Annotated in this window: 9 protein-coding genes and 1 riboswitch; all 9 genes read right to left on the bottom strand. The window is 36.5% G+C overall.

Translation table 11 applies throughout. From position 1 onward, the window contains the following. Positions 1 to 23: 23 nt before the first annotated feature. Positions 24 to 1,289: a sulfate adenylyltransferase subunit 1 gene (locus GQ45_RS14565; protein WP_047419113.1), complete on the bottom strand. Its 1,266-nt coding sequence runs from the start codon at positions 1,287 to 1,289 to the stop codon at positions 24 to 26. A 103-nt stretch (positions 1,290 to 1,392) separates the two neighbouring features. Further along, on the bottom strand, positions 1,393 to 2,292 hold the full coding sequence (gene cysD, locus GQ45_RS14560) for a sulfate adenylyltransferase subunit CysD (protein ID WP_047419111.1): 900 nt from the start codon (positions 2,290 to 2,292) through the stop codon (positions 1,393 to 1,395). Positions 2,293 to 2,381: 89 nt separating this feature from the next. Beyond that, entirely contained in the window at positions 2,382 to 3,005 is a 624-nt protein-coding gene (locus GQ45_RS14555; RefSeq protein ID WP_047419109.1) for a phosphoadenosine phosphosulfate reductase family protein, read from the bottom strand. Between the two features lie 12 nt (positions 3,006 to 3,017). Then, the gene (locus GQ45_RS14550; RefSeq protein WP_047419107.1) at positions 3,018 to 3,281 is read right to left on the bottom strand and encodes a DUF2061 domain-containing protein; all 264 of its coding nucleotides are present in this window, start codon (positions 3,279 to 3,281) and stop codon (positions 3,018 to 3,020) included. A 175-nt stretch (positions 3,282 to 3,456) separates the two neighbouring features. Next, on the bottom strand, positions 3,457 to 3,867 hold the full coding sequence (locus GQ45_RS14545; protein ID WP_047419106.1) for an Rrf2 family transcriptional regulator: 411 nt from the start codon (positions 3,865 to 3,867) through the stop codon (positions 3,457 to 3,459). A 63-nt stretch (positions 3,868 to 3,930) separates the two neighbouring features. Beyond that, positions 3,931 to 5,097, bottom strand: a complete 1,167-nt coding sequence (locus GQ45_RS14540; RefSeq protein ID WP_047420462.1) for a PLP-dependent aspartate aminotransferase family protein — start codon at positions 5,095 to 5,097, stop codon at positions 3,931 to 3,933. 113 nt (positions 5,098 to 5,210) lie between these two features. Then, positions 5,211 to 8,594 carry a bifunctional aspartate kinase/homoserine dehydrogenase I gene (gene thrA / locus GQ45_RS14535; protein ID WP_047419104.1) on the bottom strand — a complete coding sequence of 1,128 codons (3,384 nt, stop codon included), beginning with the start codon at positions 8,592 to 8,594 and terminating at the stop codon, positions 5,211 to 5,213. A 94-nt stretch (positions 8,595 to 8,688) separates the two neighbouring features. Further along, complete coding sequence (locus GQ45_RS14530) at positions 8,689 to 9,978, bottom strand: O-acetylhomoserine aminocarboxypropyltransferase/cysteine synthase family protein (protein ID WP_047419102.1); 1,290 nt, start codon at positions 9,976 to 9,978, stop codon at positions 8,689 to 8,691. 152 nt (positions 9,979 to 10,130) lie between these two features. Beyond that, positions 10,131 to 10,256: riboswitch (SAM riboswitch) on the bottom strand. 266 nt (positions 10,257 to 10,522) lie between these two features. After that, a complete protein-coding gene (gene metK / locus GQ45_RS14525) occupies positions 10,523 to 11,779 on the bottom strand; it encodes a methionine adenosyltransferase (RefSeq protein ID WP_047419100.1) in 1,257 nt (418 codons plus the stop codon). Between the last annotated feature and the right edge of the window lie 60 nt (positions 11,780 to 11,839).

Below are 11,839 nucleotides of genomic sequence, written 5' to 3'. Positions count from 1 at the left end.
GATTATGATTAATAATTGTTTTTTTAAATTCTCTCTGTGGGGGTTATTATAAACCCTGCTCCGACAGTGCTGTTCGATTTCGTATCGATCAGAATAAAAGAACCATTGGTGCGATGTTTTTTAAAGGCATCGAAAAAAATTGCTTTGTTGAGTTTAAAGCTTACCTCAGCGATATCATTCATTCCTAAGGCATTCACCCCTTTATCAATCCCCGAATAATCAGGATTAATTTTATGATGAATGGCATCTACTTTTGCTAAAACTTTATGGACTCCGTGTTGCACAACATATTTATTTCCCGCTTGCAATTTCTCTGAATCCATCCAAGAAATAGTAGCTGTAAATTGTTTATCGATGGTCGGTAAATCATCTACTTTTACCAACATATCACCACGACTTACGTTGATTTCATCTTCTAAGGTAATGGTCACCGAAGAACGCCGAGATGCCGTTTGATATTTTTTATCATAGAAGTAAATCTCCTTGATTTTTGATTTTGTTTGAGAGGGTAGCGCAACAACTTCATCACCTACACTTAATTCGCCTCCATACACCTTACCTGCAAATCCTCTAAAATCGTGAAAATCTTCTGTTTTGGGTCGGATGACATATTGCACAGGGAATCTTGGTGTTCCTACATTAGAGACTGCCGCCATATCTAAATCTTCCAAATGTTCCAATAAAGTTTGACCTTTGTACCAGGTCATATTTTCAGATTTATGAACCACATTATCACCTTTTAATGCACTGACGGGAATGAAAGTGATCTGCTGATCTTGGTAATCTCTTTTTCCCATTAATACTGAAAAGTCGGCTTTAATTTCAGCGTAACGTTCTTCAGAAAAATCAACCAAGTCCATTTTATTAATCGCCACTACGACATCTTTAACTCGTAGTAAATTATTAATAAAAAAATGACGGTTGGTTTGCTCTATGACTCCTTTGCGTGCATCAATTAAAATAATGGCTGCTTGTGATGTAGAAGCCCCAGTTACCATGTTTCTTGTGTATTCCACGTGACCCGGCGTATCAGCAATGATGTAACTTTTTTTTGCCGTCGAGAAGTAAATATGCGCTACATCAATCGTAATTCCTTGTTCACGTTCTGCCACCAAACCATCTGTAGCTAAAGAAAAATCGAGGTAATCGTAGCCTTTTTGTTTACTTGTTTTTTCTATAGCTTCTAGTTTATCACTGGTAAGTGATTTGGTATCATACAGGATTCGACCAATTAAGGTACTTTTCCCATCATCGACACTTCCGGCTGTTGCTATTTTTAATACTTCCATTTGTTTTGGCTGTAAGCCATAAGCTATATGCTTTTGGCAATTATTATTTCATATTTTAAAGCTTAAAGCCTATAGCTTAAAGCAAAATTTTCAATAGAAAATTTTAAAAGTACCCCTGTTGTTTTCTTTTTTCCATAGCCGCTTCCGAGCGCTTATCATCTATTCGAGCCCCGCGCTCAGATATGGTCGAATCTCTTATTTCCCGAACGACCGATGCAATATCAGAAGCCTCTGAAAATACCGCTGCGGTGCAACTCATATCACCCACCGTTCTAAAACGAACCATTCGTTCTAATACTTCTTCGTCATCTTCTTGATATACATAAGCCGAATGCGACCAAATAAGTCCGTCTCTCAAAAATATTTTGCGTTTGTGAGCGAAATAAATAGATGGAATTTCGATGTCTTCTTTCTCAATATAGGACCAAACATCAAGCTCTGTCCAATTTGAAATGGGAAAAACACGTACATTTTGACCTAGTTCTATTTGTCCGTTTAGCATATCAAAAAGTTCTGGGCGTTGGTTTTTTTCATCCCATTGCCCAAAATCATCACGAACCGAAAAAATACGTTCCTTAGCTCTGGCTTTTTCTTCGTCTCGACGTGCACCACCAATACAGGCATCGAATTTAAACTCTTCAATAGCATCTAATAAGGTGGTCGTTTGAAGTGAATTTCGGCTTGAATATTTTCCTGACTCTTCTTTTACTTTCCCCTCATCTATGGCGTCTTGTACATGACGAACAATAAGTTCTAGGCCTAATTCGTTGACCAATTTATCACGGAAAGCAATCGTTTCAGGAAAATTATGCCCTGTATCGATATGCATTAAAGGAAACGGAATTTTAGCGGGCCAAAAGGCTTTTTGCGCTAATCGCACTAAGGTGATCGAATCTTTACCGCCAGAAAATAATAAAACAGGTTTTTCAAACTGCGCAGCTACTTCTCTAAAGATGTAAATAGCTTCGTTTTCTAATGGATTTATATGTGATGTGTCTTTCATTTTGAGTATTGGGCTCTAGGTTTTGGGCTTCTAGTGTCTAGTGTCTAGCGTCTAGTTGAAAATTATTTTTGAACTTGTAATTGTATTTGTTAGGTGTGCAATCCACACTCTCTATTTTCTAAAACCTTTGTGGGATCATAATATTTGTGTTCGTTGGGTAATTTATGTTCTTTCAGGTAGGCGTCTAGTTGTGCGTCTGACCAGTAGTAAAAAGGACTTACTTTTAAGACACCATCTTTACCAACACTTAATATATCTAAGGTATCTCGCAAAGCAGTTTGCCCTTGCCGTAAGTTGGTAAACCAAACATCAGGTTTCCATTCTGCCATGGCTCTTTTAAAAGGTTCTAATTTCACCTGCTCTGTAAAAATACTGTGCTTTGGATCTTCTATAGACGGGATGCCCATGAGCGCATTGCGGTGTGCTGTGGTTTGTTTTGGGACATATAATTTTACATTCAGTTTTAATTTTTCAATTAATTCATCAGCATGGGTATAGGTGTTTGGCGTATTGTACCCCGTGTCGCACCAAATTACTGGAATATCATGCTGCACATCTGAAACGGCATGCAAAATTGCTACTTCATAAGGTCTAAAATTGGTCGTAATGACTGCCTTTTTTGCGTATTGCAATGCCCAGGAAATAATTTCTACTGGTGGAATTCCTCTCAATTGTATGTTTAAATCTTTCACTTGTGCTGTTGTAAAATTCATGGTATCCTAGTATTATTTGCCCCAACTTACTTTATTCCATAGTCTTTCATGGAAAAAATATAGAACCATTTTTGTTATAAAATCTATGGAAGCTATTGAAGCTGCTAAGGCAATTTTACCTGTAAGTATGTAGGAAATTAAAAGGGTGTCTAAAGTGCCTATAATTCTCCAACTTACCGCTTTGGCAATACTGCGAATTGGTTTTTCGGAACTTTTATCGGTTTCATAAGTACTTTTTGATTTCTGTTTGGCACCAACTAATTGCTCTGTAATCATTCTAAATTAAAATTATTTATTACTCTATAGATTTAATAGGATAAACAAATGTAACAATTTTTTTAATGTGAGTCGGACAACATTATCTTAAATTACATTTTAATCTATAGTTTTAGTAGATTGATAAAAAAGAATAATCAATTTTGAAAGATTTATAATCGTAAAGGAGAAAATTTTAAGAAACTAAATCGAAAAGCGTGGTGTTTTTATAGACTTCTAAATTTGCATCTCTAACTTGAAGCATTAATTTATGTACACCGCAGCTATTTTCGTCAGGACAGTCGTCGCAGGTTTCGTAAAAATTAAGACTTACGCAGGGTACCATGGCAATAGGTCCTTCTAAGACGCGCATGATAGCAGTCATTTGAATTTCTTTGGGCTCTTTGATTAAATAATAACCACCGCCTTTACCCTTTTTACTTCCTAAAAAGCCAGATTTGCGCAAAGACAATAAGATAGTTTCTAAAAATTTCTGAGAAATATTCTCCGCATGAGCAATCTCAACGATTTGAATTGGCTTCTTCGGCTCTTGTTTTGCCAAGAACGTAAGTGCTTTTAAGCCGTATTTTGTCTTTTTTGAAAGCATGAAACGAAGATAAACAAAAAACACAGTTTTCTAAACATTAAAAACAACACTCATATCTATATTTCAAACGCCTAAAGCCTGATTTATATCTTGAATAATATCATCAATATGTTCTAAGCCAACAGACACACGTACCATGCCATCCGTAATATTTACCGCTTCTCTTTCTTGAACGGTTAATTTACTATGAGTAGTTGATGCTGGGTGCGTGACAATACTTCGGGTATCTCCTAAGTTTGCAGAAAGCGATAAAAGCTTAATGGCATCGAAAAACTGCCTACCTGCCTCCAATCCACCACTTATTTCAAAAGCAACAACAGTACCACCCGCTTTCATTTGTTTTTTAGCTATTTCGTACATAGGGTGTGATTTTAAAAACGGATACTTTACCCAATTTACTTTTGGATGTTTTTCTAAAAATTCCGCCAATAGTAAAGCATTTTCACAATGGCGATCTACTCTGACAGCTAAAGTTTCTAAACTCTTAGAAATTACCCAAGCATTAAAAGGTGATAAAGCTGGACCCGTAATTCTTGAAAAGCGATATATTTTATCTATCAAGTCCGCACTTCCCACAGTAATTCCTGCCAAAACCCGTCCTTGACCATCCATTAATTTGGTCCCCGAATGAATCACTAAATCAGCTCCAAACTGAATGGGTTGCTGCAAATATGGCGATGCAAAACAATTATCAATGATTAAAATTAATTGATGTTTTTTGGCGATCTTATTTAGCTCTTCTAAATCTAAAATATCAACCCCAGGATTGGTGGGCGACTCTGCATAGATAATTTTGGTGCTAGGTTGAATGAGTTCTTCAATACTCGCCACATCATTTATTTCAAAATAATCAGAAGTAATATTCCATTTAGGTAAAAAGTTGGTAAATAAACTATGCGTTGATCCAAAAACATTACGCGCTGACACCACATGATCTCCGGCATTTAAAAGCGCAGCAAAAGTGGAGAAAACGGCAGCCATTCCTGATGCGAAGGCAAAACCTGCTTCAGCACCTTCCATTTTACACACTTTTTCTATAAATTCATTCGTATTTGGATTCGAGTACCGTGAATAAATATTCCGCTCCTTTTCCTCATTAAAAGAAGCCCGCATATCTTCTGCATCCTCAAAAACAAAACTAGAAGTTACATACATGGGGGTAGAATGTTCTAAAAATTGTGAACGTTCTGTTTGTGTTCTAATGGCTTCTGTTTCAAATTTTTTCTTCATACGTTTATTTTTTTCTCGGTATCCCTTTGTGAAATCTCTGCGTACCTCCGTGAAATAGGAATTGCACAAAGTTACACAAAGCTAAAAGAGGTTCGCTGAGAATTACTTACTAATTAAGCCTTCTCAATAATCCTTAAAATATCACCAAAAACTCCACGAGCTGTAACGGCTGCTCCTGCCCCAGCCCCTTGAATTACTAGTGGGTGCTCTCCATAAGATTCAGTGTAAATTTCGATGATCGAATCCGAACCCTTTACTTGGCCTAAGGCACTTTCTTTAGGTACAGAAATTAGTTTGACTTCTAAATTGCCTTTTTCTTTTTGCAAATCACCCGACAAATCACCAACATAGCGCAATACGTGATTTGGTTTTTGGTCTTTTTTAATTTTATTAAAGATAGCATCTAAATCCCCTAATTTATTTTTGAATTCGGATAGCTTAACATCTCTTAAGTTCGCTGGAATTAAATTTTGAATAGAAATATCTAAAAATTCGTTGCTTAAATCTAATTCCCGAGCTAAAATCAATAATTTTCTACCTACATCATTTCCTGAAAGGTCCTCGCGTGCATCAGGTTCAGTGAATCCTTTTTCCATGGCTTCCTTTAAAATAGCAGAAAATGATCTGTCAACCTCTGAAAAAGTATTGAAAATATAACTTAAAGAGCCTGAAAATACGCCTTTTATTTGAGTGATATTTTCACCGGACAAATGCAATAGTTTAATAGTATCAATTAAGGGTAAGCCTGCTCCTACATTAGTTTCGTATAAATATTGTTTCTGATTTTTTAATAATTCAGCTCTTAATTCTTGATAGAAATTAAAGCTTAAGGTGTTTGCTATTTTGTTCGACGAAACCAAATCAAAACCATTAGCAATCATGGTTTGGTATGAGCTTACAAAAGTTTTACTTGCCGTATTATCTACTGCGATTAAATTCTCTAAATGATGTTCTTTAGCAAATTCAAAAATGGTATCTAAGCTATATGCTATTCCGTTTTCTGCAAGATTAACTTTCCAGTTTTTAGAAATTCCTTTTTTGTTTAGGAGTACTTTTTTAGAGTTCGCAACCGCAAAAATATTGAGCTGAATCCCTTTTCGTTCCTCGATATTTGCCGCCGATGTTAAGATTTGATCAATTAGTGTTCCACCCACGTTTCCATGACCAAAAATGGCAATATTTACCTTTTTACTCATCCCAAAAACCTGACCGTGCATGACGTTTAAAGCTTTGTATAAATCGCTTCGACGTACCACCAAACTCACATTTTTACCTGTAACCGTATTGTTAAATAGCAAAGGAATAATCTGATTTTTTATCAGTTCATTAAAAGGCTTATGAAACGAGCTTAAATCTTGACCCACGATAGATATCACAGACACATCACTCGTTACGGTAATCATATTTACATCTTTCGTTTCAAAATCAGCGCTAAATTCTTCTAACAATACTTCTTTTGCCTTCAAAGCTTTATGGGCATCTACGACAAAACCAAGTCCACGTTCCGAAGATCCTTGAGAAATAATATTGACGCTAATATTATTGGCACTAAGTGTTTTAAAAACTCGTGCATCGACCCCAACTTTACCTAGTAATCCACGACCTTCCAAATTAACTAAAGCTACATTTTCAATGACAGATAAAGATTTAATACCTTCTTTATTAGATTTTGCGCTTATTAAAGTTCCCTTATTATCGTCTTTAAAAGTATTTAAAATCCGTAGTGGGATGTTTTTTTCAATTAATGGAATGATGGTTTTAGCATGTAAAATAGTCGCTCCAAAATTGGCTAGTTCATTCGCTTCGCTATAGGATAATTGTTCAATTTGTTTGGCATCGGGCACATAATCTGGATTTGCAGTAAATATTCCATCCACGTGGGTATAATTCTGAAGTTCGCCAGCATCTAAAAAATTAGCTAATAAAGCGGCCGAATAATTGCTTCCATTACGCCCTAGTGTAGTGGTTTCATTATCAATATTTGATGCTATAAACCCAGTAAAAATAGGAATAAGGTCGGCTTTAAATTTGGCATATGCGCGAACTATGTTTTCTTTTGAAAGAGCTTCTAACACTTTGGCATCACCAAAATTAGCATCCGTTTTTATAAAATTACGTGTATCTACTAATTGGGCTTTAATTCCTTTTTCATTCAATAAGGCCGTGACTACCTTTCCTGAAATTAATTCTCCAAAAGCCAATACTTGATCTTTAATTTTTGCACTATAATCTCCTAAAAGTGCTACACCGTCAAACAGTTTTTCTAAGGTAGAAAATTCTTGATCTAGATCAACGTTATAGTCGTTTTGCTGATAGGTTTTAAAGGCATTGAACTCTTTTATATAATCTTTACCTTTTACCGCTTTCTTTAAAATAGCTTCTAACTGGTCTGTGCCTTTACCTCGCGCCGATAAAACCACAGCTATGTTTTCTCCTTGATGTACTTTGTTACTAAGTATAGTAAGTACCCGTTCTAATCCTTCCCCATTTGCCAAGGATTTTCCTCCAAATTTTAAGATTTTTATACGTTGACTTTTTCCGTTTTCATCAAAAATACCTTTGAGTAATTGCTCCATTTGCTGAAACTCAATTAAAAAGGCATCATGCCCATGGAGGGAATGAATCTCTCCGTACGTAACATTACTATTTACCTGCGCTAATTGCTTAAAAGTATCTTTATTCTCAGTAGCCGTAAAAAACAAATCAGAATCGACTCCGATGATATGGATGTTGGTCATACTCTGTTCAATCATAGTAAAGACATCTTTATTAGTGCGTGTAATATCAATAGTCTTTAACAACTGATTCATTAATTTATAGGCAGAAAGCTGAAAGCGTTCTTGCAATTTAGCACCATGGTGTGTCAGCCAACTTTCTACATTAAAAACTTGTAATTCTTCGTTTGTACTGCGTTTAAAACGCTCCTTGAAAGAGGCTGGTGTTCGGTAACACAACATCGCATGCATCCTCGCATCATGGACAGGTTGACTAGAGTTTACTAAAAATTGTTCTTGAATTTGACAATTGGCAATTAACCAGTCGGTAGATTTCCAATCAGAAGCTACCGGAATTAAATGTGTGCTAAGGTTAGGATGTAAGGCCATCATTTCCCAAGCGATTCCACCCCCCATAGAACCACCAATAAGAGCAAAAAGCTTTTTGATATGCAGTTCTTCTAGGCCCATTAAAAAGAGTTTTGCGATATCTTGAGCTACAAAATCTTTGTAATTCTCTAACACAAAACCATCATAGCCATTCCCTGGAACATTAAAAGCAAGTACCGTATATTTTTTGGTGTCGATACATTTTCCGTCACCAATTAAAGCAGACCACCAGCCTTTTTTGCCCGCAACATCAGAATTACCTGTCAAGGCATGATTCACCAAAACAATGGGTGCACTATGTAGTTGCGGTCCAAAAACTTGATAAGACAAATTAATATCTTGAGGAACACCACCGAAATTGGTGTATTGATTTATTTTTATATGATGTAACATGTCTTATTTATAATTAACTAGATTACTTAAAAAAGCTCCCTAAGCCCTCCAAATTTCTTAAATAGTTTTTATTTTTATTCTTTAGTCTTAGGTTTTATTTCACAGCTACGTAAAGTGCTTTAAAGGCTTCTTGTAAATCTGCCTTTAAGTCTTCAATAGCCTCTAAGCCCACAGATAAACGGATTAAGTCTTGTGGTACACCCGCAGCTTCTTGCTGTTTTGCATTTAACTGTTGATGTGTGGTACTGGCGGGATGAATGATCAGTGATTTTGTGTCGCCAATATTTGCTAATAAGGAGAATACTTTTGTTTCATCCGTCACTTTTTTAGCTGCCTCAAAACCACCTTTTACACCAAACGTTACAATGCCACTTTGTCCTTTTGGCAAGTATTGTTGTGCTAGATCGTAATAGGCATTACTTTTTAATCCTGGATAATTTACCCAAGCCACTTCTTCTCTACCTTCTAACCAAGTGGCTAATTCTAATGCATTTTTACTGTGCTGCTGAATTCGGACCGATAAGGTTTCTAGGCCTTGAATAATTTGAAAAGCATTATATGGACTTAAAGCCCCACCATAATCTCGTAAGCCTTCTAAGATTAATTTATAAGTAAATGCTGCTGCTCCTAAAGCTTCACTGTAGACCAAACCGTGGTATCCGGCACTTGGCTCGGTAAATTCAGGGAATTTCCCGTTGGTCCAATCAAAAGTACCTGCATCAATAATGGCGCCTCCTAAGGAGGTTCCTTGCCCGCCTATATATTTCGTTAAAGAATGAATCACCAAGTTGGCCCCATGCTCAATTGGGTTTAATAAGGCAGGGGTAGCTACAGTATTGTCGACAATAAAAGGCACTTGAGCCAGTTTTGCTTGTTTTGAAATTGCTTTTAAATCTAATACATCTAATTTTGGATTTCCTAAAGATTCTACAAAAAAGGCTTTGGTGTTTTTTTGTACTGCTGCTTTAAAACTTTCCGGGTTAGAAGCATCAACAAAAGTGGTGGTGATGCCTAATCTCGGTAAGGTAACGTTCAATAAATTAAAAGTTCCTCCATACAAACTACTGGAAGCAACTAGATGATCGCCAGCCTTTAACAGCGTTAATAATCCTGTTGCAATGGCCGAAGTTCCTGATGCAAATACTACCGCCCCTATTCCACCTTCTAAAGCCGCTAAGCGATCTTGTAAAATTTGGTTCGTAGGGTTATTTAAGCGGGTATAGATAAAGCCTATTTCCTTAAGGGCAAATAAATTGGCCGCATGATCGGTATTTTTAAAAACGTACGAAGAAGTTTGATAGATAGGCACTGCTCTTGTTCCTCCTGTTTGCGTGGTGTCATGACCAGCATGTAAAGCCTTAGTGTTAAATTGTTGGGTACTCATGATTTTTTATTTTTAAATGTTAACTCCAGGACTATCCTTGGAGCCTAATAGTTAAAAAGTCCAATGCCCATAAGCATAGAAAATGCTAGTAGCAAAAAATCAAAAAGTTATAAGAAAGAAATATGTAATTACTAGAAAAGTAATTATTATTTTCGTTATCTGCCGCCAATGCTATTGAGCACATTTGGTAGAATGTAGCACCTTCATTGTCTCTTTTGGAGAACAAAGGGTTGCTAAGGTTTCAAAGGGTCTATTCCCTCCACCTTTCTTGATAACTATTCAATACGTGTTTGAACTTACGAACTGCAAATATAAGTACGGAACTTTTTAAATTCCTAATTATTGAAGAAATTTATTAATTTCTTCTGTTTTTGTTAAAACAATGAATAGCTATTACTATTTCAATACTCCGATTGATTTTATCGATAAACATTCATTGTTCTCTGCGTCGCTCTGTGTGCACTCAGCGCAACTCTGTGAAAAAATTAGCCCTAAATTATTTCACAGCTACACCAAGAAAAAAGAGGTATACAGAGAGATAATTTTATAATCCAAAAGCCGCTTTTACTTGCTCTTGCATGTCTAATTTTTCCCAGGTAAACAATTCCACTTCTTTTTCAACCTTACCGTTGTATGGCGATTCAAAAGTTTTCGTAATAATTACAGGTTCTTTCCCCATATGACCATAAGCAGCTGTTTCTAAATAAATAGGATTTCGCAATTTTAAACGCTCTTCGATCGCAAAAGGTCGCATATCAAACAACTGCGCTACTTTTGTGGCAATCTGCCCGTCGCTCAGTCCGGTTTTTGAGGTACCATAGGTTTCTACAAAAATAGACGTAGGTTTTACGACACCAATGGCATAACTAACTTGCACCAAAATTTCAGTAGCCACTCCTGCAGCTACTAAATTCTTAGCGGCATGCCGTGCAGCGTAGGCGGCACTACGATCTACTTTACTCGGGTCTTTACCACTAAAGGCCCCACCGCCATGAGCGCCTTTACCGCCGTAGGTATCTACAATAATTTTACGCCCCGTTAAACCTGTATCCCCATGTGGGCCACCTATCACGAATTTACCTGTTGGATTAATATGATAGTGAATGGCATCATTAAACAAAGCTTGTGTATGTTTTGGTAACTGTGCCTTTACTCTTGGAATTAATAGGCTAATAATATCTGATTTTATTTTAGCCAACATTTTTTCATCATCTGCATCAAAAGCATCATGTTGGGTAGAAACTACAATAGTATCAATGCGTTGTGGCTTATTATTGTCGTCATATTCAATAGTGACCTGTGCTTTGGCATCAGGACGTAAATAAGTGATTTCTTTATTTTCTCTTCGTAATTCCGCTAGTGTTTGTAGTAATTTGTGCGAAATATCTAAGGCCAAAGGCATATAATTCTCTGTTTCCTTGGTCGCGTAACCAAACATCATTCCTTGATCTCCTGCCCCTTGCTCCTCTTTTGACCCGCGGTCAACTCCTTGATTAATATCCTTTGATTGCTCGTGTATTAATGAAATTACCCCACAAGAATCGCCGCTAAATTGATATTCCCCTTTGGTATATCCTATTTTATTAATAACATCCCTTGCAATTTGTTGTACGTCTAAATAGGTATCGCTTTTAACCTCACCCGCTAGCACTACTTGACCTGTAGTGACTAAAGTTTCACAAGCAACTTTGCTTTCGGGATCAAATGCTAAAAAATTATCTAATAATGCATCACTAATTTGGTCTGCTACCTTATCTGGATGTCCTTCACTAACAGATTCTGAGGTAAATAAATAAGCCATATTGTTTTACTTTCTAGAACGGAATTGACAGCTGGCAGAAAAGTTGCAAAGAAGAAGTGC

This window comes from Cellulophaga sp. Hel_I_12, assembly GCF_000799565.1.
GTDB lineage: Bacteria > Bacteroidota > Bacteroidia > Flavobacteriales > Flavobacteriaceae > Cellulophaga.
This window is presented reverse-complemented; position numbering and strand designations above follow the sequence as displayed.